Source organism: Breznakia sp. PF5-3, assembly GCF_029504745.1.
Lineage (GTDB): Bacteria > Bacillota_I > Bacilli_A > Erysipelotrichales > Erysipelotrichaceae > Breznakia.
Genome location: NZ_JAQFIQ010000037.1, coordinates 1 through 22,441 on the forward strand (window position 1 = coordinate 1; position 22,441 = coordinate 22,441).

At 32.3% G+C, this 22,441-nt stretch carries 24 protein-coding genes and 1 other annotated feature; of the genes, 22 read left to right on the top strand and 2 right to left on the bottom strand.

What is annotated here, in order from left to right; translation table 11 throughout:
* The first annotated feature begins 199 nt into the window (after nt 1-199).
* From M2475_RS08705 to greA, 7 genes are all read left to right on the top strand, one after another.
* Nucleotides 200-1,411, top strand: coding sequence for an MFS transporter (locus tag M2475_RS08705; protein WP_277490923.1), 1,212 nt, complete (start codon nt 200-202; stop codon nt 1,409-1,411).
* A gap of 21 nt (nt 1,412-1,432) precedes the next feature.
* Nucleotides 1,433-1,626, top strand: a binding site (T-box leader).
* A gap of 32 nt (nt 1,627-1,658) precedes the next feature.
* The gene (alaS, locus tag M2475_RS08710) at nt 1,659-4,289 is read left to right on the top strand and encodes an alanine--tRNA ligase (protein WP_277490924.1); all 2,631 of its coding nucleotides are present in this window, start codon (nt 1,659-1,661) and stop codon (nt 4,287-4,289) included.
* 64 nt (nt 4,290-4,353) lie between these two features.
* Entirely contained in the window at nt 4,354-4,620 is a 267-nt protein-coding gene (locus tag M2475_RS08715; RefSeq protein ID WP_277490925.1) for an IreB family regulatory phosphoprotein, read from the top strand.
* Nucleotides 4,620-5,036, top strand: a complete 417-nt coding sequence (gene ruvX, locus M2475_RS08720; RefSeq protein ID WP_277490926.1) for a Holliday junction resolvase RuvX — start codon at nt 4,620-4,622, stop codon at nt 5,034-5,036. Before M2475_RS08715 ends, ruvX begins: the two co-directional genes overlap by 1 nt.
* A 32-nt stretch (nt 5,037-5,068) precedes the next feature.
* The gene (locus tag M2475_RS08725) at nt 5,069-5,311 is read left to right on the top strand and encodes a DUF1292 domain-containing protein (protein ID WP_277490927.1); all 243 of its coding nucleotides are present in this window, start codon (nt 5,069-5,071) and stop codon (nt 5,309-5,311) included.
* Entirely contained in the window at nt 5,304-6,389 is a 1,086-nt protein-coding gene (gene mltG / locus M2475_RS08730) for an endolytic transglycosylase MltG (protein ID WP_277490928.1), read from the top strand. Before M2475_RS08725 ends, mltG begins: the two co-directional genes overlap by 8 nt.
* Nucleotides 6,390-6,451: 62 nt before the next feature.
* Nucleotides 6,452-6,928, top strand: coding sequence for a transcription elongation factor GreA (greA, locus tag M2475_RS08735; RefSeq protein WP_277490929.1), 477 nt, complete (start codon nt 6,452-6,454; stop codon nt 6,926-6,928).
* A 33-nt stretch (nt 6,929-6,961) separates the two neighbouring features.
* Here greA and M2475_RS08740 read toward each other — a convergent pair whose 3' ends face one another.
* On the bottom strand, nt 6,962-8,647 hold the full coding sequence (locus M2475_RS08740) for a Na/Pi cotransporter family protein (protein WP_277490932.1): 1,686 nt from the start codon (nt 8,645-8,647) through the stop codon (nt 6,962-6,964).
* A 153-nt stretch (nt 8,648-8,800) separates the two neighbouring features.
* Here M2475_RS08740 and M2475_RS08745 point away from each other — a divergent pair, with 153 nt between their 5' ends.
* The 13 genes from M2475_RS08745 to rpsU all read left to right on the top strand — a co-directional run bounded on the left by M2475_RS08745 (nt 8,801) and on the right by rpsU (nt 19,043).
* Nucleotides 8,801-9,559: an exodeoxyribonuclease III gene (locus tag M2475_RS08745; RefSeq protein WP_277490933.1), complete on the top strand. Its 759-nt coding sequence runs from the start codon at nt 8,801-8,803 to the stop codon at nt 9,557-9,559.
* A 1-nt stretch (nt 9,560) separates the two neighbouring features.
* Nucleotides 9,561-10,226 carry an HAD family phosphatase gene (locus M2475_RS08750; protein ID WP_277490935.1) on the top strand — a complete coding sequence of 222 codons (666 nt, stop codon included), beginning with the start codon at nt 9,561-9,563 and terminating at the stop codon, nt 10,224-10,226.
* A gap of 15 nt (nt 10,227-10,241) precedes the next feature.
* Nucleotides 10,242-10,817: a Holliday junction branch migration protein RuvA gene (ruvA, locus tag M2475_RS08755; RefSeq protein ID WP_277490936.1), complete on the top strand. Its 576-nt coding sequence runs from the start codon at nt 10,242-10,244 to the stop codon at nt 10,815-10,817.
* Between the two features lie 2 nt (nt 10,818-10,819).
* On the top strand, nt 10,820-11,830 hold the full coding sequence (gene ruvB, locus M2475_RS08760; protein ID WP_277490937.1) for a Holliday junction branch migration DNA helicase RuvB: 1,011 nt from the start codon (nt 10,820-10,822) through the stop codon (nt 11,828-11,830).
* 97 nt (nt 11,831-11,927) lie between these two features.
* Entirely contained in the window at nt 11,928-12,653 is a 726-nt protein-coding gene (locus tag M2475_RS08765) for a segregation/condensation protein A (protein WP_277490939.1), read from the top strand.
* A 1-nt stretch (nt 12,654) separates the two neighbouring features.
* On the top strand, nt 12,655-13,191 hold the full coding sequence (scpB, locus tag M2475_RS08770; protein ID WP_277490940.1) for an SMC-Scp complex subunit ScpB: 537 nt from the start codon (nt 12,655-12,657) through the stop codon (nt 13,189-13,191).
* Nucleotides 13,192-13,205: 14 nt separating this feature from the next.
* Entirely contained in the window at nt 13,206-13,943 is a 738-nt protein-coding gene (locus M2475_RS08775; RefSeq protein ID WP_277490941.1) for a pseudouridine synthase, read from the top strand.
* 41 nt (nt 13,944-13,984) lie between these two features.
* Nucleotides 13,985-14,431, top strand: coding sequence for a MarR family transcriptional regulator (locus M2475_RS08780; protein ID WP_277490942.1), 447 nt, complete (start codon nt 13,985-13,987; stop codon nt 14,429-14,431).
* Between the two features lie 103 nt (nt 14,432-14,534).
* On the top strand, nt 14,535-15,254 hold the full coding sequence (locus M2475_RS08785) for an RsmE family RNA methyltransferase (RefSeq protein WP_277490943.1): 720 nt from the start codon (nt 14,535-14,537) through the stop codon (nt 15,252-15,254).
* Between the two features lie 11 nt (nt 15,255-15,265).
* Complete coding sequence (locus M2475_RS08790) at nt 15,266-16,024, top strand: hypothetical protein (RefSeq protein ID WP_277490944.1); 759 nt, start codon at nt 15,266-15,268, stop codon at nt 16,022-16,024.
* Nucleotides 16,021-17,310 (top strand): tRNA (N(6)-L-threonylcarbamoyladenosine(37)-C(2))-methylthiotransferase MtaB, encoded by a 1,290-nt coding sequence (gene mtaB, locus M2475_RS08795; RefSeq protein WP_277490945.1) that lies wholly within the window; start codon nt 16,021-16,023, stop codon nt 17,308-17,310. Before M2475_RS08790 ends, mtaB begins: the two co-directional genes overlap by 4 nt.
* Nucleotides 17,307-18,767, top strand: a complete 1,461-nt coding sequence (locus tag M2475_RS08800; RefSeq protein ID WP_277490946.1) for a UDP-N-acetylmuramoyl-L-alanyl-D-glutamate--2,6-diaminopimelate ligase — start codon at nt 17,307-17,309, stop codon at nt 18,765-18,767. Before mtaB ends, M2475_RS08800 begins: the two co-directional genes overlap by 4 nt.
* A gap of 96 nt (nt 18,768-18,863) precedes the next feature.
* The gene (gene rpsU, locus M2475_RS08805) at nt 18,864-19,043 is read left to right on the top strand and encodes a 30S ribosomal protein S21 (RefSeq protein ID WP_002609166.1); all 180 of its coding nucleotides are present in this window, start codon (nt 18,864-18,866) and stop codon (nt 19,041-19,043) included.
* 41 nt (nt 19,044-19,084) lie between these two features.
* Here rpsU and M2475_RS08810 read toward each other — a convergent pair whose 3' ends face one another.
* Nucleotides 19,085-19,981 (bottom strand): 4-hydroxy-3-methylbut-2-enyl diphosphate reductase, encoded by an 897-nt coding sequence (locus M2475_RS08810; RefSeq protein WP_277490981.1) that lies wholly within the window; start codon nt 19,979-19,981, stop codon nt 19,085-19,087.
* 125 nt (nt 19,982-20,106) lie between these two features.
* On the opposite strand from M2475_RS08810, the gene M2475_RS08815 reads away from it, so the two are divergent.
* Both M2475_RS08815 and M2475_RS08820 read left to right on the top strand, forming a co-directional pair.
* A complete protein-coding gene (locus M2475_RS08815; RefSeq protein WP_277490983.1) occupies nt 20,107-21,468 on the top strand; it encodes a DEAD/DEAH box helicase in 1,362 nt (453 codons plus the stop codon).
* Entirely contained in the window at nt 21,465-22,325 is an 861-nt protein-coding gene (locus M2475_RS08820; RefSeq protein ID WP_277490985.1) for a deoxyribonuclease IV, read from the top strand. The genes M2475_RS08815 and M2475_RS08820 overlap by 4 nt, the downstream gene beginning before the upstream one ends.
* The last annotated feature ends 116 nt before the right edge of the window (nt 22,326-22,441 follow it).

The following is a 22,441-nucleotide window of genomic DNA, read 5'->3' on the forward strand; positions in this document are numbered from 1 at the left end:
TATCACAAATATACTATACCAAAAAGAACGTCTTTTCTCATCTCGAGATTAGACGTTCTTTTTATTTCTGCTCTGTTTATCTGTCACAGCCCCTTTTACTTTGAAAAAATATCCACTTACATTTTAATGATTACCACTTAACGATAATTGCTAGTAATTGTACTGAAAATTTATATAATGTGTTTGTGAGGTGAGAAGAATGAAGGAAAGTACATGGAAAAGAACGTTTTATACAATTTGGAGTGGGCAGGCGGCATCATTATTAACGAGTGCAATTGTTCAATATGCTTTGATATGGAGTTTAACCGCCCAAACAAAGTCTGCTCTAGTTTTATCAATGGCAGGGTTGGTAGCATTTTTACCAACTGCAATTTTTAGCCCGTTTATTGGAAGTTATGTAGATAAACACAATCGTAAAAAAATTATGATGATTGCAGATTTTGTGATTGCTTTATCAACATTGGTATTAGTTGTTGTTAGTTTTACACAAGCATTACCAATCTGGTTGGTATATATTGCATTGTTTGTAAGAGCACTTGGAAGTGCATTTCATGAGCCATGTTTGCAAGCGATAACACCACTTATCGTACCAAAAGAACAGTTAGCTAAATGTGGGGGATATACAAGTACATTACAGTCAATATCGCTTATTTTAAGTCCAGCAATTTCTGCGGCATTGTTTGCTATAATGCCCTTATGGTTTATTTTGTTATTAGATATCATTGGTGCAGTAATTGGGATTTCAACAATTGCAATTTCTAAAATACCAAGACTAATAGAAGAGGAAAAGAAAGAATTAAATGTTATAGAAGATACAAAGGAAGGATTTAAAATCTTACAAAAAGAAAGAGGACTATATTATTTTGTGTTGATTGTCTTTCTGTTTTATATAACCTATATTCCTTTGAGTACATTATATCCATTAATGAGTGTTTCTTACTTTAATAAAACAATTGGAGATGCAGGACTTGTTGAAACCATGTTTTCAGTTGGAATGTTAGCAGGAGGTTTGATTTTAGGGTTATGGGGTGGTACAAAAGATAAAATGAAAACAATTTTATCAGGTGTGTTTTTGTTGGGGATTGGAACAATGTTTCAAGGGTTGTTACCGCAAAATGCATTTATTATGTTCGTTGTATTAGCTGTTTTTACAGGTTTGGCTGTACCTTTCATTTCTTCCTTGTTTATGACAATTATTCAAGAAAAAATTGCTCCTGCATATTTAGGACGTGTTATAGGTGTAGCACAATCAATCATGGCTTTTGCTGCTCCTATTGGATTGATGCTATCTGGTCTGTTTGCTGAGCAATTGGGTGTTCATAACTGGTTTGTAATCAGTGGTATGATGGCAATGATTTGTATGGTTTTATGTCTTATGGTAAAATCTGTCCGTAATCTTGATAGAACATAAGAACTATGATATAATTCAATGCATAAAATGATGAATAAGATGAGTACCTAATTCAGGACCATTCCAGAGAAAAAGCATTAGGTGAAAGCTTTATGGAAATGATTGGGGAAGCTACTTAGGAGTTTTATCGCAAAATCGGCGTTATTGATCAATTGAGGTGCATAGAACAAGATTTCTATGAATCAGGATGGTACCGCGTTAAGAACGTTCCTGTATGGAGCGTTTTTTTATTTTATTGGAGGTTTTTATGAAACAAAGAACAGGTAATGAAATTCGACAACTATTTTTAGATTTTTTTGCAAGTAAGGAACATATGATTGAACCAGGTGCATCATTAATACCAAATAATGATCCAACATTACTATGGATTAATTCAGGTGTTGCAGCATTAAAAAAATATTTTGACGGTAGTGAACAACCCAAAAGTAATCGCATTGTGAATGCACAAAAATCAATTCGAACAAATGATATTGAAAATGTTGGAAAAACAGCAAGACATCATACTTTTTTCGAGATGTTAGGAAACTTTTCAATTGGCGATTATTTTAAAAAAGAAGCTATTCATTATGCTTGGGAATTTTTAACAAGCCCTGAATATATTGGAATGGATAAAGATAAACTTTACATTTCTGTATATACAGATGATAGTGTTGCATATACTACATGGGTGGATGAAATTGGAGTTGATCCAAGTCATATTTTAAAAACCGAGGGGAATTTTTGGGAGATTGGTGCTGGGCCTAGTGGACCTGATAGCGAAATCTTTTATGATCGTGGAATAGAATACGATCCAGATGGTATCGGTGAAAAACTATTCTTTGAAGAATTAGAAAACGATCGTTACATAGAAGTTTGGAATATTGTATTTTCACAATACGACGCAGAACCAGAAAAGCCACGTTCAGAATATAAAGAATTGCCCCAAAAAAATATTGATACTGGAATGGGATTAGAACGATTGGTATCGATTGTTCAAAAGGGAGAAACAAACTATGATACAGATTTATTTTTACCAATAATCCACGCAGTTGAGGATTTAACACCTAAAAAATATGAAGGTGAGTACAAAATGGCATATCGAGTAATTGCTGATCATATTAGAACGGTAGTATTTGCACTTAGCGATGGTGCAATGTTCTCTAATAATGGAAGAGGATATGTGTTGCGTAGGGTTTTACGTAGAGCGGTTCGCTATGGTATCAAATTGGGCTTAAATGAACCGTTTATGTATAATTTGGTTCCAATGGTTAGTGAAAATATGAAAGCATACTATCCATATTTAATGGATAAAATTGAATATAATCAAAATTTAATCAAAACAGAAGAAGAAACATTTCATAAGACATTAGCAAATGGTGAAAAGCTATTGAATGATGAAATCACGAAAATGAACGATAAAATATTTTCAGGGAAAGTTGCATTTAAACTGTATGATACTTATGGATTCCCATATGAATTGACGGAAGAAATTTTAAATGATGATGGTTATTCAATCAATAAAGATGAATTTGATAGTGAAATGGAAAAACAAAAGGAACGAGCACGTAACGCACGTGTTGATTCTGGATCGATGACTTCGCAGTCAGCAGATTTAATGGAATTTGTTGAAAAATCGGAATTTGTTGGATACGATAATTTAACTTGTGAAGCTAATATTATTGGTTTGTTTAAAGATGGTAATAAAGTGGATACACTTACATCAGATGGAGAAGTTGTTTTTGATAAAACTTGTTTTTATGCAGAGAGTGGAGGACAAGTGTCAGATGGTGGATATTGTAAAATCAATGGAAAAACATTTAATGTGAAAGATGTAAAGAAAGCACCTCATGGGCAATTTCTACATTCTCTTGAAATTGAAGATGCATCCATTTCATTGAATCAACAAGCATCTTTGTTTGTCGATCAAGAAAAAAGAAAGTTAACTACACGAAATCACTCGGCTACCCATTTATTACAAAGTGCATTAAAAAGAGTAGTAGGGGATCATATTGCGCAAGCTGGTTCGTATGTAAGTGATGAATATCTACGATTTGACTTTACTCATTTTGAGAAAGTAAATCGTCAGCAACTAGATGAAATAGAGCATATGGTAAATTCATTCATTCAACAAGATGATCATGTCAGTATTGAATATTTAGATATTGAGGAAGCGAAAAAGACTGGTGCAACAGCAATGTTTGATGAGAAGTATGGAGATGTTGTAAGAGTCGTTAGTATGGGTGATGTTTCAAAAGAATTCTGTGGAGGATGTCATGTAGAACACACAGGAAACATTGGGATTTTTAAAATTGTAAGTGAGGAGTCGATCGGTTCAGGAATTCGTCGTATTATTGCTAAAACAGGGTTGTCAGCATTTATGGATTTTAAAGCAGAAGAAAAATCATTATATCAAGTTGCAGATATTTTAAAAATGAAGACGATTGTCGGAATTGAAGATAAAGTATCTGGAATGATAGAAGATACAAAAAGGTTACAAAAAGAAATTCAAGAATTACAAGGACAAGCTTTGGTAAGTGAGGCTGCTAATATAGTAAGTGATGCACAAGATGTGAATGGTATCAAAGTATTGGTAAAAAGTTTTGAAGGTGTGAATGGTGGAAGCTTAAAAGACATGGCTTCATCGATTAAGGAGCGATTAGGAAAATCAGTAGTATTTTTAGCTAGTGAAGACAATGGGAAAATTATTTTTGTTGCCGCAGCTAGTAAAGAAATTACTGGTGATAAAATAAATTGTGGTAATTTAGTAAAAACAGCTGCACAAATTTGTGGTGGTAATGGTGGTGGACGTCCAGATATGGCACAAGCTGGAGGGAAAGATGCTACAAAATTGTCAGAGGCATTATCAGAAATAGCTTCAATCCTAGGTTTTACTCTTTAAAAAAAAGAAAAAATATTGTACAATATAGCATATATCGAAATATATTCGAAAAGGGGGTTATAATATGAAAGATATTACAGAAACAATGTCATTTGCATCTGACGATTTTAAGCAAGATAATATCAAACATGTTTTACGCCTAGTAAATGAAGCACTGGAAGAAAGAGGATATAATTCTGTTAATCAAATTTCAGGATATCTTATTTCGAATGATCCTGCTTATATTTCTAGTCATAAGAATGCTCGTACCATTATTCAAGGTGCGGATCGGTATGAAATTATTGAAGAGTTAGTACGTTTTTATTTAAGTGCTATCAAAGAAGACGAATAATGGAGAAAATTATTGGTCTAGATTTGGGGAGTGTTACTTGTGGTGTGAGCGTAAGTGATCTTATGGGAATTATTGCGTCTTCTGTAAAGACGATACGATTTCCAGAAGATGATTATGATACTTGTCTTGAAGAAGTATTGCTTACGTTGAAAGAAAACAATAGTAATACCGTTGTTTTAGGTTTGCCAAAACACATGAATGGTGACATAGGAATTCGAGGAAATATTTCAATTGATTTTAAAGAAAAGTTAGAAGCTCATGATGTAAAAGTGATTTTATGGGATGAGCGATTAACAACGGTTTCTGCTGAAAAAATATTAATTGGTGCGGATGTGTCACGTAAAAAACGTAAAAAGGTCATTGATCAAATGGCGGCAGTTACTATTCTACAAGATTATTTAAATAGTTTAAAATAGGGCTTTTGCCCTATTTTATTGGAGGTCATAAAATGGAATCTAATAGTATGTTTATAAAAGATGAGACAGGAAATGAAAAAGAGATGGAAATTCTTTTTACGTTTGATCATCAAGAAAAAAAATATGTTATCTTTCGTGATATAAATGCAAATGATGATGAAGTGTTTGCTTCAGCATATAATGACGATGGAGAATTGTTACCAATTGAAGCTGAAGAAGAATGGCAAATGGTTGAAGAGGTTCTTATAGCTTTTACGGAGGAAGATGATGAGTAATTCAAAATCTTTTTTAAAAAAATTCAGTTGGAATATAAAAACAATTGCTATTTTAATGATTATAATAGCTGTTTTAATAGGAATTTTTGGTACACTTTATTATAAAAATTCATTATCAGCAGTAACATCAAAAGATGAACCAATTTATTTTGCAATAGTTGAAGGTGATAATGTTACAACGGTTACAGAACGATTAGAAAAACAAAAAATTATTAAGAATGCTTCTATGGCAAAAATATCTGCTAAATTTAATGGTGTGGATGATTTTACAGTTGGTACCTACATTATCAATAGAAAATGGGATACACCCAAGATTTTAAAATATTTATCAAATGCTAAAAATATAAATAATGATGAAGTACTGATAACATTTAAAGAAGGGATATGGGCAAAAGATATTGCTAAGAAAATAGAGGAAGAAACAGATGTTAGTGCAGATGAATTGATTGCGTTGTGGAATGACGAAACATTTTTGAAGGCATGTATAGAACAGTATGATTTCTTAGATGAAGCAATTTTGAATGAAAAATATAGAGTTAAGTTGGAAGGGTATTTATATCCTGAAACATATTACTTTAAAAGAAAAACTACACCTGAAGAAGTAACATATACATTTCTGAATCAGTTTGCAGTTGAATATGAAAATATTCGCTCAAGTGTTGAAAAAAGTAAATTATCATTACATGAAATTATTACTTTAGCTAGTATTGTTCAATATGAGAGTGCAACAAAAGAAGATATGGAAAAAGTTGCAGGCGTATTCTATAATCGATTAGCAATCGATCAAAAACTTGAATCCAGTGTTACAGTGTGTTATTCATTGTATGAATTTGACAACTGGCTAGAATGTGAGCAAAAAGCGCACACGACGGATTCTCCATATAATACATATTTATATAGTGGATTACCAATTGGGCCAATTTTAAACCCAGGAAAGCAAGCGATTGAGGCTGTCTTACATCCTGCAGAGCATGACTACTTATATTTTATTGCAGATGTTCAAGGAGATAATACAGTGTATTACGCTAAAACATATGAAGAACATACGAAGAATGTTGAAAAGTACTTAGATTATTAAAAAAGATAGTATAATTTAGTTAATCATGTTATAATACGAAAGCAAAACAAGGAGTGATTTAGGTGGAAAATCAAGAAAAAGTATTAGTAACTCAGGCTGGTTATGAAGAGTTAAAAGAAGAATTAAGAAAACTAGTTCACGAAGAAAGAAATATTGTTATACAAGAACTTCAAGAAGCAAGAGCGCAAGGTGATTTAAGTGAAAATGCAGATTATGATGCAGCCAGAGATCACCAAGCACGTGTAGAGGCAAGGATAGCAGAATTGGAAAATATGCTATCAAATATTGAAATTATTGAAGATAAGAAAACTACTAAAAAGACAGTTTCTTTAGGTTCAACGGTTGAAATATTAGATTTGGACTCTAACGAGAAAGAAGTATATACAATTGTTGGTTCAGTAGAGGCGGATCCTTTCAATGGGAAACTATCAAATGTTACACCATTAGCAGTCGCTCTATTGGATACAAAAGTAGGATCAACAGTAACGGTGACAAATGTAGATAAACCATATAAAGTAAAAGTATTAGGTTTAAAATAAAAACATAGCGGATTTTAATTCCACTATGTTTTTTTAATTTGTATAATCTGATAAAATAACTGGATCATGTTGAGGAGCTGGGTCCTTTAATACTTTTATAATATTATCAGCATGATCTCCCATACGTTCTAGGTTAGATAGAATATCCACATAAACGGAAGCTGCGATATCTTTGTCACATTCATTATTTGACATACGTTTAAAGTGACGTTTTCTAGCTTTATCTTCCATAAGATCTAAGTAGTTTTCTTTATCTGCAACTACTTCTGCTAAAGATTCATCTTTTTCATAGTAGTAAGCCATTGAGAAATCTAACATACTAATTACAACATCAGTCATTTCATTGATATCTTCTAATGCGTTTTGAGAGAAACTTGCACGTTCATCATAAACCATGTCATAAAATCCAACTAAATTCATTGAAATATCGCCAATTCTTTCAATATTTTTGATCACTTGAAGGTTAGCAATTAATGAATCAGCATCATCTTGCGATAAACCTTCGTGAGATATATGGACTAAATATTGGGTAATCTTTGAATCCAAAGTATTTACCGCGTCTTCATATTGTGCAGCACCTTCACGATGCTTTCCAGATTTTGTGTTTAAGAAGTCTTTTGTTTCTTGTAATTGTGCTAATACAAGTTCAGCCATCTTAATTGTTGTATTTTTAGCGGAGTTAATAGCAGCGGCTGGCAATGTTTCTGCTAACATAGGATCAAGTCCAGCAACATCCACTTCGATTTGTTTTTCTTCTTTACCACGAATAAACTTTTTAACGACATATACCATCTGTTTAATAAATGGATAGGCTAAAATTGTGATGGTAACATTGAAGATAATATGTGCCACCGCGATTTGCATCATTGCCGATAGACCAAACTGGTTGGCAATCACAACAATCAATTCTGTAACAGGAGTTAAAAACAACATAAAGAACAAAGTTCCAAAAACGTTGAACATAACATGAATTCCTGCAGTTCGCTTTGCTGCGATACTTCCACCAAGAGAAGCAAATACAGCTGTGATGGTCGTACCAATGTTTGAACCGTATACAAATGGCAATGCAGCTCCTAAGGCAATGGCTCCAGAATCATATAATTTTTGAACAATCCCGATGACAGCACTACTAGATTGTACAATAGCAGTTAAGGCAGTACCGGCTAACATTCCTAAAAATGGTTGTTTAATCATTTCTTTAGCAAATGCATCAAATTGAGGTAAATCACCTAACAAACTTAATTCATCTCCCATTAAACGTAAACCAAAGAAAAGTAAACCAAAACCTAAAATGATTTGTCCAGCATATCCATGTTTTTTTCGCTTGGAGAAAACGGTAACGAGAACACCAATAAAAACAAAGATTAGAGACATTTTTTCTACTTTTAATCCAATTAGAAAAGCAGTAATCGTGGTTCCAATATTGGCTCCCATGATAATCCCCACAGCCTGTTCTAGTTTCATAATGCCAGCACGTACAAAACCAATTGCAATTGCTGTTGTTGCACTACTTGATTGAATGAAAGTAGTAATCAGTGCTCCTATAATGATACCCATCCATGGTTTTGCAGTGTACTTGTCGATATAATCTCGAAGTTTATCACCTGCAATGCTTTTTAATCCAGCACCCATGTATTCAATTCCAAATAAAAACAATGCAAATCCACCCAGGATATAGTCCCATTGAATTGAGGGAGCAGTAGCCGCTATATGTAGCATATTCATCCTCCTAAATATAACACTATTTTTATTTTAACATTTATTCAGAAAATTCCTACTAAAAATTTCATTTTTTAATGAAATATGCAAGTGGATATCTTTGCTTATTTCATATATAATGAACATGTTAGGATAAATGAAGTGAGGTAGATTATGAGATTGATATCTTGGAACGTAAATGGAATACGTGCATGTATTAATAAAGGATTTTATGAATTTTTGGAATCTGAATCTCCTGATGTACTATGTATTCAGGAGTCAAAAATGCAAGAAGGACAAATAGAATTGGTAACAGACGGCTATTATCAATATTTTAATAGTGCTGAAAAAAAAGGATATTCTGGGACTATTACATTAAGTAAGAAAAAACCATTATCTGTTTCTTATGGTATGGATTTGGCTGTACACGATAAGGAAGGTCGGATGATTACTTTAGAATATGATACATTTTATTTAGTGAATGTATATACACCAAATTCACAAGAAGCTTTGAAACGTTTATCATATCGAATGGAATGGGAAAAGGACTTCAAAGCTTATGTAAAAGGGTTAGAAAAAAACAAACCTGTGATTATTTGTGGAGATTTGAATGTTGCACATAAGGAGATTGATTTAAAAAATCCTACACAGAATAGAAAGAATGCGGGATTCTCTGATGAAGAACGTGCTGCCTTTACAGCTTTATTGGACGCAGGATTTATTGATACATATCGATTATATAACCCAGATAAAGAAGGGGCATATTCATGGTGGAGTTATCGCTTTAACGCTCGCAGTAGAAATGCGGGATGGCGGATAGATTATTTTTTGGTTAGTGAGAGCTTAAAAGACAAGTGTGAAAATGCAAACATTTTAAATACGGTATTGGGTAGTGATCACTGTCCTGTTACTTTGGAAATAGAGGTATCCTAAAATGGCATTTGTAGGATGGAATGAGAATCTTGATGCATGCATTTTTGATTTGGATGGAACACTTTTAGATTCGATGAATGTCTGGCAAGAAGTAGATAGAAAGTATCTAGCAAGCTTTGGAATTGTATTTGATAATCGTTTCAGTGAGGAAATAAAAAGGCTAACGTTCAATGAAAGTGCAAAATATTTTATTGAAAAGTTTAAAATTGAGCGTAGCGAAGAAGAAATAATGAGTGACTGGAATGAAATGGTAGAAGTTGAATATCGAGATAACATTCAGTTAAAAGAAGGTGTTATGGAAACCCTGGATTTTCTAAAACAGAAAGAAATTAGAATGTGTGTTGCCACTTCATGTAATAAAGATCATGCAATTATGGCTATGAAGCGTTTGGGAATCTACGATTATTTTGAATTTGTGAGAACGTGCAAAGAAATTGGTAAAAATAAGGAACATCCAGATATTTTTTTAGCTTGTGCTGAAGAAATGGAAGTAGCTATAGAAAAGACAATGGTTTTTGAGGATTTGCGCATAGCTTTGGAAGTTGCAAAGAAGGAAGGGTTTCAAACATGTGGAATCCATGATACACTTTCCACACATGAAAAAACGGAAATAGCAAAACTTTGCGATTATTTTATATATAGTTTTTATGAATTGAATCAAGTTTAAAAATGAGGAGGAAGTATGATAGCATTTGTTAAAGGAAATGTAGTAAGTTACAGTGCAGATAGTGTAATTATTGATAATGGTGGTATAGGATATCGTATTTTTATGCCCAACCCAGCATTGTTGACTTTAAATCAAGAAACATTGATATATACGTATCATCATATTCGTGAAGATGCACAAATATTATTTGGTTTTACTTCTATGGAAGAGCATGATTTGTTTACTCAATTAATTTCAGTAAAAGGAATCGGGCCAAAGATTGCAATAAATGCGTTAAGCGTTGGAAGTTGGCAACAGATTGTAGAAGCAATCGAAACAAAAAATGCTACATATTTAAAAAGTTTACCTGGTATTGGTAACAAAGCAGCTTCACAGATTGTGTTGGACTTAAAAGGTAAGTTGGTGGAATCTGGTGATGGAAAAGAATTGAATACGAACTTAAGTGATGCCATGGAAGCACTTAAGAGTTTAGGATACAAGACAAATGAAGTGAATTCATTAATGAAGCAACTAAGCAAAGAAAAAGATAAATCTGTAGATGAATATATAAAGCTAGCATTACAAATGCTAGCTGGTAAAAAAGGAGTGTAGTGATGAGTGATCGCATTTTATCAAATGAGCAACTTGATAACGAAGAAGAAATTAGTTTAAGACCGCAGCGACTTGAAGAATATATAGGTCAAAATGATTTAAAAGGGAATTTAAAAATATTTATTCAAGCTGCTAGACAACGAAATGAGGCGTTAGATCATGTTTTGTTATATGGTCCTCCAGGATTGGGAAAAACTACATTATCTTATATATTAGCAAATGAAATGGGGACGAATGTTAAAACGGCAAGTGGACCAACGATTGAAAAAGGTGGGGATCTTGCAGCGATTCTTTCACAACTAGAGCCAGGAGATATTCTCTTTATTGATGAAATTCATCGTTTATCAAAAGCTGTTGAAGAAATTTTATACCCAGCAATGGAAGATTATTGCTTAGATATCGTTGTTGGAAATGATGCAAGTGTTAGAAGTATTCGTTTAGATTTACCTCCCTTTACATTAGTGGGGGCGACAACAAGAGCAGGAGATTTAAGTGCTCCTCTTCGAGATCGCTTTGGTATTGTTTCGCAACTTTCATATTATGATCAAGAAGATTTGGAAAAAATTGTAAAAAGGACTTCTATAGTAATGGAAACGGATATCGAGGAACCGGCAATTCATGAGATTGCTTTGCGTTCACGTGGAACACCTCGGATTGCTAATCGATTATTTAGAAGAGTAAGAGATTTTGCCCAAGTTATGAATGATGGATTGATTTCTGAAGATATTGCGAAAATGGCACTTGATCGTTTGAAAGTTGATCATCTTGGTTTAGATGATGTCGATCATAAATATTTACGAGGAATCATTGAACGTTTTAATGGTGGGCCAGTAGGATTAGAAGCAATTGCATCAAGTATTGGTGAAGAAGCATTAACACTTGAAGATGTATATGAACCATACTTATTGCAAATTGGATTTATTAATCGTACACCACGAGGAAGAGTGGTTAGTCCTAAAGCTTATCATCATTTAAAGATAACAGTAAACGAGGGATTATTTGAAGATTTATAAGACACAGGAATGTGTCTTTTTATTCTAGGGTGATTCTTAATAAATTATGGTTTTCACAAACTTATGTATTTGTTATAATAGTCAGTGAGGTGATTCTATGGCGTTTGAAATTACAGTTGATCAATTTGAAGGTCCTTTGGATTTAATGTTACATTTGATAAAAGAAAATAAATTGGACTTATTTGATTTGGATATGACTATCTTATGCGATCAATATTTAGCATATATTAATGCCTTTGAGTCCATGCATTTAGAGGTGGCGAGCGAGTTTTTAAGTGAGCTTGCCGGATTGATTGAGTATAAAAGTAAGCGTCTTCTGCCTCGAGAAAAAGTAGAAATTGCTGAAGAATATGAAGAGGATCAACGAGATAAATTAGTGAAGAGGTTAATTGAATATCAAAAATTCAAAGAAGCTAGTACACAATTTTCAAAAAGTTATGAAGAACGTCAACGAATGATGGAAAAACCAATTAGTAAGAAAACAGAAGAATGGATGAAACAGGTAACCATTGATGAATATCATGGAAATCCATATGATTTAATAAAAGCTATGAATAGAGTTATTCGCCGTTATGAGTTAAATCAGCCTTTAGAGACACAAATCACAATGAAAGAGATGAGTGTTGATGAACGTTTAGATCAATTAAAAACAAAATTACATAAAATAAAAGGAAAAATTACCTTTGAACAGTTGTGTGATGATTGTAAAAATTTACATATGGTTATTGTGTCATTTCTGGCAATTTTAGATTTGATAAAAAATCAAGAAATAAGTTTTAGTGTGGATGAAGAAGATCAAATATGGTTGATTACAGGAGTATAAGATGAAACATATTATAGAAGGATTATTGTTTTTAAGTGGTGATGAGGGCTTAAGCGCTGAACAACTTTTAGAAACATTGGACATTGATGAAGCAAAACTAACAGAAGAGATAAAACAATTAATGGATGATTATTTAACAGATAGTCATGGTATTGAATTGGTTCATTTTGGGGGACGTTACAAATTTGTAAGTAAGGAAAGTGTGTATGAATATGCAGAAAAATTGTTCTCTTCAAATAAAATGGCAACGCTTTCGAGTGCCGCTTTAGAAACATTGGCAATCATAGCTTATAAGCAACCTATCACACGTGTTGAAATTGAAGAAATCCGTGGCGTAGGTTGTGATATGATGATTCGTAAACTATTAGCACGTTCGCTTGTTAAGGAATGTGGCCGTAGTGATGCACCAGGTCGTCCATTTTTATATGAGGTGACAGAAGAATTTATGGATTCTTTCAAATTAGAAAGTTTAAAAGAACTTCCTGAGCTTGAAGATTACAGTGTAAATGTACAAGAGGAATTGTTTGATAACAGATAAGGAACGTTGATAATATGGAAAGAATACAAAAAGTGATTGCAGCAAGTGGTATAGCTTCACGAAGAAAAGCAGAAACGATGATCTTAGAGGGTAGAGTAAAAGTAAATGGTGAAGTTTTAAAAGAATTAGGATATAAAGTAAAAAAAGGTGATTTCATTGAAGTAGATGGTAAATCTATTCAAAGGGAAAACAAAGTATATTATGTAATGAATAAACCTAAAAAATCAATGTGCACTAGCGATGATGAATTTGATCGCAAAACAGTGATTTCATTAATTGATTCAAAAGAAAGATTATTTAGTGTTGGTCGTTTAGATTATGATACAAGTGGAGTGTTGATTTTAACGAATGATGGCGAATTTGCCAATCAATTGGTTCACCCAAAATATCATTTACCAAAAACATATAATTTAACCATTAATGGGATTCTAACACCACCACAGTTAATGGAATTAAAAAATGGTATTGAATTGGATGATGGTAGAAAAACCTTGCCTGCAAAATATAAAATTACAGAGAAAGATTTAAAGAAAAATCAAATGTCTTTGGATTTAACAATTTATGAAGGTAGAAACCGCCAAATAAAGCGAATGATGGAATATTTTGGATATCATGTAACGAGATTACATCGCAAACAATTGGGATACTTAAAAGTAGATGATTTACGACAGGGAGAGTACCGCAAACTGAAACCATTTGAAGTGAAGCAACTTAGAAAATTGGCTTTAGAAGGCAGTGGAAAGGATTTGTAATACGATTTACTAAGTAGTATACTTTGTATAAGGAGTAAACTATGCTAAAGAATAAAGAACTATATAATTTAGAACAAGAGATTGAGTGGTTAGAAAAGAAAGTAAAGTACATACAACTTAATCGTATTGAAATACATGATGGACAACCTGAAATTCTTGCGTATATTTATATGCATAAAAATTGCAATCAATACGAGATTGCAAAATATTTAGGATTATCGAGAGCATCGATTGGTGTTTCTATTAAACGGCTACAAAAAGCTGGGTTTGTAGATGTTTTATCAAATGAACAAGATGCACGAGCAACCTGTTTACAAATCACAAAAAAAGGAATCAAAACCCTTGTTCAATCAGATATTGTATTAGACGAGTATATATCTAAGAAATATGATGGGTTTAGCGATGAAGAATTAGTAGCATATATAAAAATGTTAGAAAAAGTGAAACGCAATCTTAAAAAAACATATAAAGATGGTAAAGGGCTCTAAGAGCCTTTTTTATATAAGAGGATATGGGTAAGATGAGTTATAAAAACAATAGTAAGTCTTTATTTATCTTAGAAATTAGAGTAAAATATGAAAAGGTGATTTTATGCAACAATATTTTTTAGATTCGGAAGTAAAAAAGGGAAGTAGTGTCTTTTTTTCAAAAGAACAACAACATCATATGAAGAATGTATTACGAATGCATACTGGTGAAATTGTTAAAGTGGTGGATAATCATTCAACTCCTTTTTTGGTTGCAATCAATGTAGAAAATGAAGTTACAGGAAGGATTATAGAAACTTTAGAAAGTAATTTAGAAAAAGTTAAAATAACGTTGTTACAAGGCTTAATAAAAGGAGAACGATGGGATTTTTTACTTCAAAAAGCTTGTGAATTGGGAGTTGATCGAATAATACCTTTCTATTCAAGTCGTACGATTGTAAAGGTAAATGATAAAATAGATAAGAAAACAGAACGTTTTAATAAGATTGCTTTAGAAGCATGTGAACAATCGAAACGTGATCATTTAGTCAGTGTTCATCAACCAATAGCATATAAAGAAATTGGTAATTATACATCAGAGTTGAATTTAATCGCATATGAAGCAGCTGATTTAAAAAGTGATAAATTAAAAACATATTTGTTAGATAATCCAGATATAAAGACAATTACAATTGTAATTGGTAGCGAAGGTGGCTTTTCTGAAGATGAAGTGGTGTTTGCGAAATCAAAAGGTTTCGCTACTGTTTCTTTGGGCTCTCGAATATTGCGTGCTGAAACAGCTGCACTTGCAAGTATACAATCAATAATGTTTTGTTATGAATAAGGTGGTGTGTTATGGATAAAGTATATAAGTTATTACATAAAAAATATGATAAAAAATTCAATAAGACTTCATCTGTGAAAGAAAAAAAGATTGAAATGGAGAATTTATTTAAATCATATAATATTGAATATAAACAAGAAAATGAATTGTCTTTTTTTCATAATGAAATTTGCTATCAAGGGATACTGAACAAGCAAGAAATAGAACGTGCTTATTTTGAAGGTAAAGTATTGATGAATGATTTTTATGACACACTGGATTATGAAGAGAAAAAGCGATTGATGAATTATGAAATTCAAAAAGTAAAGCCGACTTTACCATATCGAATGGTAGAAGGAAAGCCTATTTTTATTCCTTTTTTTGACTTTCGTTTGAATCAAATATATGAAAATGAAATGGTCTTATTTGATATTAAAAAATACAATTACTATGTCAGACGATTTGAAAATATTATGATTGATTTTCATTCGCTATACGATAATCAATTTTATGGTAACGACTTTTGTAGCGCAGAATTAGTTTATGAAAATCAAAATCAGTTATCTTTATATTGTGATTTGACAACATGTTTATATTTTGTTGAAGATTTAAAATTAGTGAATCATCTAACTTTAAGAAAAAAGATGGATGAAGAAATATTAAAAAATATAAGTTATTCTTATTTTAATGTTTCTTTTATTGAATTTATAGATTTGTTGGAAGGGTTGGAACTTATCGAAGCCAAGGAAATGAAGAAGATAAGAAAAATGATAAAGAAAGGAAAATCATGAAAACATTTGCGATTGCAACACTTGGATGTAAAGTGAATGCTTATGAATCTGAGAGCTATATTCAAGGTCTTGAACAGTTGGGATATGAAGAGATTGATTTTAAAGAATCAGCAGATGTTTACATTATAAATACTTGTGCGGTAACAAATACGGCTGCTTCTAAATCGAGGCAAAAAATAAACCAAGCTAAAAAACGAAATGCAGATGCTGTGATTTGTGTAGTAGGTTGTTATGTACAGGCGAGTGTTGATGCAAAGAAACTTGATGTAGATGTTTTAATTGGTAGTTCTCATAAAAATGAGTTACCTAGTTTGATTCATGAAGCATTGATGCAAAAAACAAAATCAATTTTTATTGAAGATATTTCTAATGTTGATGAATTTGAAGAAATTAATGTGAGACATTTTCATCATCGTACACGTGCTTTTTTAAAAATTCAAGATGGATGTAATCAATATTGTAGTTATTGTATTATTCCATTTGCCAGAGGAAAAGAAAGATCAATGCCTTTGGAAAAAGCAATTATTTCCGCACAAAAATTAGTTAATAGTGGACACCATGAAATTGTCCTCACTGGTATTCATACCGGACGGTATGGAAATCATAAAGAAAATTTATTAGAACTTCTAAAAGCTATGGTAAAGATTGAAGGGTTAGATAGAATTCGCATTTCTTCTATTGAAATAAATGAAATAAGTGATGATTTAATTGCCTTTATTGCAAATAATAAAAAAATTGCTAATCATTTACACATTCCAATTCAATCAGGTAGTGATGAAATTTTACGACGGATGAACCGACCATCGATGAGTACTTATTTCAAAGAAAGGGTTGCTTTAATTCGAAAGATGATTCCTCATATATCAATAAGTAGCGATATTATTATAGGGTTTCCAGGGGAAAGTGACAAACACTTTGAAGAAACTTTGTTGACTCTACAAGAAATAGAGTTTTCGTTTTTACATGTTTTTCCTTTTTCTAAACGCGATGGAACAAAAGCAGAAAAACTTAGTGGTCATCTGCCAAATGATGTAAAGAAGAAAAGATGTCAGGAAGTATCTTTTTTATCAGAAAAACATTATAATAGGTATATTGCTTCTTTTATCAATCATGATGTTGAAGTATTGTTTGAATATGAAAAAGATGGGTATTGGTATGGACATACAAGTGAATATATATTAACCCGTGTGAAGAGTACGAATGATTTATCTAACAAAGTATATACTGTGTTTATAAAGGGAAATGATGAAGACAAATTATGGGGAGAATTAGGAGGTATATCATGAGGTTATCAAGTGTATTTGAAGGTGCGCCAAGTATTGTAATTAAAGGGCTTTATACAGATTCGCGAAAAGTAAGTGAACACGGAATGTTTTTTTGTCTTGATGGAATTATTACAAATGGACATAAATATATAAAACAAGCTATCAAAAACGGAGCAGTATGCATTGTACATAGTGAGAATTTAAAATCATTTGTGGATGATGTTGTGTATATTAAAGTAGAGAGTGTTGTAAAGACATTAAATCAAGTCGTTTCAAAATATTACGATTATCCAAGTGAAAAAATGTTGGTCTTTGGTGTTACTGGGACAAATGGAAAAAGTACGGTTACCAACATTATTAAAAATATTTATGATCATTTTGAACCTTGCGGATATATAGGAACGATTTCAATTGAATATAAAGATGTAAGACGTCCACCTGATTTAACAACCCCAGATCCTATTTATTTGAATGAAACATTAGCTGATATGGTAAACGATGATGTAAAAGCAGTTGCTTTAGAAGTGAGTTCTCATGGTTTAGCGCAAGAGAGAGTGGATGTGGTTGATTTTGATATTGCCGTATTTACCAATTTCACATATGATCATTTAGATTTTCATGGGACGATTGAAAATTATTTTGCAGCAAAAAAGAAATTGTTTTTGAATTTAAAAGCAGAAGGAATAAGCGTTTTAAATATAGATGATGAAAAGTATGATGATTTACGTACTGCTCCAGCAGGAAAAGTTGTAACCTATGGGATTCAACACGAATGTGATTATCAAGCAAGTAGTTTAGAGTTGTCTATGGATGGGACAAAATTTAATTTACTTCATGGTGGTAAAGTATACCCAGTGAAAACAAATCTAATTGCCGAGTATAACATTTATAATTTACTAGCGGCGATTGCAAGTATTGTGGAGAGTGGGATACCAATTGAAGAGGTTATGCAACACGTAAGTCATATTCGCCAGATAGAGGGGCGTCTTGAAATTATCGATGAAGGACAACCCTTTAATGTAATTGTTGATTTTGCACATACGCCAGATGGTTTGGAAAAAATATATGAATTTGCAACAACAATTACAGATGAATCAAGTAATATCATCAGTGTTTTTGGAAGTGCAGGTCGTAGGGATAGTGCTAAACGTAAAGTGTTTGGTGAGATAGCAAGTAAGTATTGTGATATGATTATTCTTACTGAAGATGACCCTCGTGATGAAAGTGCTAAGGATATTGCAGATGAAATAAAATCAGGCATTGATGTAGGTGTTCGAAATATTTTCATTGAAGATCGCTATGCAGCAATTAGGCAAGCAGTTGAACAAGCTAATAGTGGCGATACAATTTTAATTTTAGGAAAAGGTGATGAACCGTTTATATATCGTGAAAATGGACGAGCTCCATGGATGGGGGATCATAAGGCAGCAATAGATACAATTCGAAAATATTATTTAGGTACAGAAATCGAAGAATAGTCATAAAAAAAGCCTGTTTTGGTCAATAGTATTTGCATTTTACATGTTTTTTATATATAATATCCATAGTGATTCAGAAGGGAGGGTAGAGTACCCATGCCAAAAGTAGTTTTAAAAGAAAATGAAGTTCTTGATGATGCTTTACGTCGTTTTAAACGTCAAGTTTCAAGAAATGGAACCCTTGCTGAGGCACGTAAACGTGAATTTTATGTAAAACCTGGAGTTCGCCGTAAGCTTAAGTCTGAGGCAGCTCGTAAAGCTCGTAGAGGGAAATAGTTAATATTATAAAAGCTTTAAAGATGATCTTTAAAGCTTTTTTATAGAATTTTTTCAATTTCAATAGATTGTAATGAATGTTTGTCATCTTCTAACCAAGAAATCACTTGATTCGTTAAATAGGTAGGGGTAGAAGCCCCTGAACTAATAGCAATTGATTTGCTGTTCTGCAAATCAATCGTTAATAAATCATTGACATCATCAATAAGATAGACATTCTTAATTTTCTTTTCTTTTCCAATCTGAGCAAGTCTTGTTGAATTATTACTTGCTTTATCGCCAACGATAATAAGTGTGTCAACATCATGAAGATTTGCTATAGCTTCTTGACGTACACGCGTTGCACTACAGATTTCTTCAGCAAATACAGCATTTGGAAATTTAGCTTTGATTGCTTGGAATAAGTTGTTAATATCATACATTGACATTGTTGTCTGATTTGTAACTAATAATTTATCGTATATTTCCATATCTTTGATATCAGCTTCATTTTGAATCAATGTAACATGTTCATTGTCATCGCAAATTGCACTTGCTTCTGGGTGATTCATTTTCCCAATATAGAGAATATGGTAACCTTGTTTAATATAAGAATCAACAAGTGATTGAGTTTTTAATACATCTGGACAAGTAGCATCAACAACAGTAAGTCCTTTTTCTAAAGCCCGCTTTTTTATCTTTGGATGTATTCCATGAGCGGTGAAGATAACGACTCCATGATCAATCATTTCAATTAATTCAGAGCGGCTTTTGTTTTTATCGTTCAAAGTAATAATTCCATATGTTTTTAATGCTTCAATGACATATGTATTGTGTACTAACATACCTAATATATATATTGGTTGATTGGGGTATTGTTTTACTGTTTCCTTAGCAATATTGATTGCACGTATAACACCTTTACAATATCCTCTAGGTTTAACTTTAAGTATTTTCATAAGGCTCCTCTTGCATATAATTATAATCAGAAAATACGAAGAAGTCCAAACAATTACAAATGAGGAACACTTTTTTTGAAAAACACTTACGACTAAGATATAATACATAAAGAAAGAGGTAGACTATGACTACAAATTTTAATAATTATAATTTAAAAGATTATACAAATAAATTTATTGAATTAAATTACTTTCAAGAGCCTACAAAAATTCAAGAGAAAGTAATTCCTTTGGCGCTTAAGCAAAAAGATGTAATAGGTGTTTCGCAAACGGGTACTGGAAAGACACATGCTTTTTTAATTCCTATATTAAATCAAATTGATGTTGAAAAAGATCAGGTCCAAGCAATTATTACTGCACCAACCCGTGAACTTGCATTACAAATATATACCAAAGCTTTAGATATGCAAAAAGCACTTGGAAAATTACGTATTAAGTTAATTACAGGTGGTATTGAAAAAACAAAAATGAGCAGCCAATTAAAGCGTCAACCACATATTGTAATTGGTACTCCAGGAAGAATGCGTGATTTATTTTTGGATGATAAAAGTTTATTGTTGCAAAATGCAAAAATGTTAGTGATTGACGAAGCGGATATGACAATGGAGTATGGATTTTTAGAAGATATTGATCAAATATGTTCTAGAATGAAAAAACCACAGATGATGTCTTTTTCTGCAACAATACCAGAACAACTCCGTTTATTTTTGAAGAAGTATATGGTTCATCCAGAAATGGTAGAAGTAAAAGATGATAAAAAATTCAAGCCAAGAATAGAACATATTTTAATCCCTTGTAAACATTTCTCTTATGAAGATCAACTGATGAAACTGTTGCCAACATTCAATCCATATTTATGTTTGATTTTTGCAAATACTAGAACTGTGTGCTCAGAAGTGGCTAAACGCATGCGAGATGAAGGCTATGGTGTTATTGAATTACATGGTGATTTAACAAGCAGAGAACGTCGTAGTGCAATGAAAGATTTAGGGAATTTAAAAGAGAAATATATCGTTGCTAGTGATATCGCAGCGCGTGGAATTGATATTGATGGTGTTAGTCATGTAGTTTCACTTGGCTTTCCAAAAGAATTAGATTTTTATATTCATCGCTCTGGAAGAACAGGACGAGCAGGAAATGAGGGTATTTGTTTTGCTCTTTATAATACTGGGGACGAAGGAAGTATAAAACAACTTCAAAATAAAGGAATTCATTTTTTACACCAAAGAATTGTAGGAAGTGATCGTTATGATTTAAAGCCTGTTTTCTATAAACGCAAACGTGGAGAGGATCCATTAGAAAAAGAAGTTAGCAAAATTGTAAATAATAAAAAGGTAAAGGTAAAGCCTGGATATAAAAAGAAGCGAAAAGCAAAAGTGGATCAATTAAAAAGGAAAGCAAAAAGACAAATGGTTCAAAGTGAAATAAAAAAACAAGCAAAAGAAAAAGCAAAGGCTCGACAACGAGCAAAACGAGGTGAAGAATGATAATTGGATCTCATGTATCAATGAGTGCTCCTGACTTTGTGTTAGGAAGCGTTAATGAAGCATTGTCTTATAATGCAACAGCAATGATGATTTATAGTGGTGCACCACAAAATACGAGGCGACAGCCAATTGAAAAAATGCATATTGAAGAAGCACAAAAGGTAATGAAAGAACATAATATACCAATGGAACACATGATTATTCACGCTCCATATATTATAAACTTAGCAAATACAATCAAACCTGAAACATATGAAATTGCAGTAGAATTTCTTACAAAAGAACTTAAACGTGTTGAGGCGATTGGCGCAAAATATTTGGTATTGCACCCAGGAAGTCATGTGAAAGCTGGTGAGGATATAGGTCTAAAGCAGATTGTGAAAGGTTTAAATGAAGCAATGAAAGATATGAAAGACTCATATATTGCTTTAGAAACAATGGCTGGAAAAGGAAGTGAACTTGGATATACATTTGAACAATTGAAATATATAATTGATCATTGTGAGTATAGCGACAAGCTACGAGTGTGCATGGATACATGTCATATGAATGATGCAGGGTATAATGTCTCTAATTTTGATGTATTGTTAGATGAATTTGATAGTGTAATTGGATTAGAGCGGTTAGTATGTATTCATTTAAATGATTCTAAAAATGTAAGAGGAGCAAAAAAAGATCGCCACGCCAACCTTGGTCATGGCGAAATCGGATTTGATACATTGTGTGCAATTGCTAATAATGAGCGAATTGCGCATGTCGTAAAGATTCTTGAAACACCATATATTGATGGAAAACCTCCATATAAAGAAGAAATAGAAATGTTAAGAACCGAGAAATACATTAATATAGTAGACTAAAAAAAGCATCTGAGGATGCTTGAGTGTGTAAATAAATCTGTGTAAATAAGAAATCTTTCCGTGATATGATAAAAGAAACGGAGAGATTTTTTATATGAAAACAAAAAACAACAAAA

Bases quoted from the DNA above. Each gene is read 5' to 3' on its own strand.
- M2475_RS08715 (WP_277490925.1), top strand. From the start codon at position 4,354: ATGAAAGATATTACAGAAACAATGTCATTTGCATCTGACGATTTTAAG.
- scpB (WP_277490940.1), top strand. From the start codon at position 12,655: ATGAAACATATTATAGAAGGATTATTGTTTTTAAGTGGTGATGAGGGC.
- M2475_RS08790 (WP_277490944.1), top strand. From the start codon at position 15,266: ATGGATAAAGTATATAAGTTATTACATAAAAAATATGATAAAAAATTC.
- M2475_RS08780 (WP_277490942.1), top strand. From the start codon at position 13,985: ATGCTAAAGAATAAAGAACTATATAATTTAGAACAAGAGATTGAGTGG.
- M2475_RS08740 (WP_277490932.1), bottom strand. From the start codon at position 8,647: ATGCTACATATAGCGGCTACTGCTCCCTCAATTCAATGGGACTATATC.
- M2475_RS08750 (WP_277490935.1), top strand. From the start codon at position 9,561: ATGGCATTTGTAGGATGGAATGAGAATCTTGATGCATGCATTTTTGAT.
- M2475_RS08800 (WP_277490946.1), top strand. From the start codon at position 17,307: ATGAGGTTATCAAGTGTATTTGAAGGTGCGCCAAGTATTGTAATTAAA.
- M2475_RS08775 (WP_277490941.1), top strand. From the start codon at position 13,206: ATGGAAAGAATACAAAAAGTGATTGCAGCAAGTGGTATAGCTTCACGA.
- M2475_RS08815 (WP_277490983.1), top strand. From the start codon at position 20,107: ATGACTACAAATTTTAATAATTATAATTTAAAAGATTATACAAATAAA.
- alaS (WP_277490924.1), top strand. From the start codon at position 1,659: ATGAAACAAAGAACAGGTAATGAAATTCGACAACTATTTTTAGATTTT.
- rpsU (WP_002609166.1), top strand. From the start codon at position 18,864: ATGCCAAAAGTAGTTTTAAAAGAAAATGAAGTTCTTGATGATGCTTTA.
- ruvB (WP_277490937.1), top strand. From the start codon at position 10,820: ATGAGTGATCGCATTTTATCAAATGAGCAACTTGATAACGAAGAAGAA.
- M2475_RS08765 (WP_277490939.1), top strand. From the start codon at position 11,928: ATGGCGTTTGAAATTACAGTTGATCAATTTGAAGGTCCTTTGGATTTA.
- mtaB (WP_277490945.1), top strand. From the start codon at position 16,021: ATGAAAACATTTGCGATTGCAACACTTGGATGTAAAGTGAATGCTTAT.
- mltG (WP_277490928.1), top strand. From the start codon at position 5,304: ATGAGTAATTCAAAATCTTTTTTAAAAAAATTCAGTTGGAATATAAAA.
- M2475_RS08725 (WP_277490927.1), top strand. From the start codon at position 5,069: ATGGAATCTAATAGTATGTTTATAAAAGATGAGACAGGAAATGAAAAA.
- M2475_RS08705 (WP_277490923.1), top strand. From the start codon at position 200: ATGAAGGAAAGTACATGGAAAAGAACGTTTTATACAATTTGGAGTGGG.
- M2475_RS08745 (WP_277490933.1), top strand. From the start codon at position 8,801: ATGAGATTGATATCTTGGAACGTAAATGGAATACGTGCATGTATTAAT.
- M2475_RS08810 (WP_277490981.1), bottom strand. From the start codon at position 19,981: ATGAAAATACTTAAAGTTAAACCTAGAGGATATTGTAAAGGTGTTATA.
- M2475_RS08785 (WP_277490943.1), top strand. From the start codon at position 14,535: ATGCAACAATATTTTTTAGATTCGGAAGTAAAAAAGGGAAGTAGTGTC.
- ruvX (WP_277490926.1), top strand. From the start codon at position 4,620: ATGGAGAAAATTATTGGTCTAGATTTGGGGAGTGTTACTTGTGGTGTG.
- M2475_RS08820 (WP_277490985.1), top strand. From the start codon at position 21,465: ATGATAATTGGATCTCATGTATCAATGAGTGCTCCTGACTTTGTGTTA.
- ruvA (WP_277490936.1), top strand. From the start codon at position 10,242: ATGATAGCATTTGTTAAAGGAAATGTAGTAAGTTACAGTGCAGATAGT.